Source organism: Sphingomonas sp. CFBP 13720 (genome assembly GCF_014842075.1).
Classification (GTDB): Bacteria; Pseudomonadota; Alphaproteobacteria; order Sphingomonadales; family Sphingomonadaceae; genus Sphingomonas.
The window spans coordinates 1-383 of the sequence record NZ_JACYVA010000024.1; the positions used below are offsets into that span (position 1 = coordinate 1).

Annotated in this window: 1 protein-coding gene; it reads right to left on the reverse strand. The window is 65.8% G+C overall.

All coding sequences use genetic code 11. The features are described from left to right. The coding region (locus tag IFT55_RS17120; RefSeq protein WP_192093563.1) for an Ig-like domain-containing protein at positions 1 to 383 on the reverse strand (383 nt) is incomplete at both ends.

The window sequence follows — 383 nt, forward strand, 5'->3', positions numbered from 1 at the left end:
AGCTTGAGCAGGTCGAGCAGCGGATCGATCGTCACGACCGGCACGACCGGCGCCTTCTCGACCGTCAGGCGGACCACTGCATCGCTGCTGGTGTTCACGCCGTCCGACGCGACATACAGGAAGCTGTCCGAACCGCTGAACCCGGCCTTCGGGGTGTAGATGAACGATCCGTCGGCCGAGAATTCGATCGTGCCGTTCGCCGGACCCGACTTGACCTTGGCAGTCAGCGCGCCGCCTTCCGGGTCGCTGTCGTTCTTCAGCACGTTGCCGGTCAGCTTCGAACCTTCGCCGCCGCTGAAGCTGTCGGCTGCGACGATCGGCGCGAGGTTCACCGGCACCGGCGGACGCGGTGCGGTGATGACACCCGAGTCGATCTGCGACAG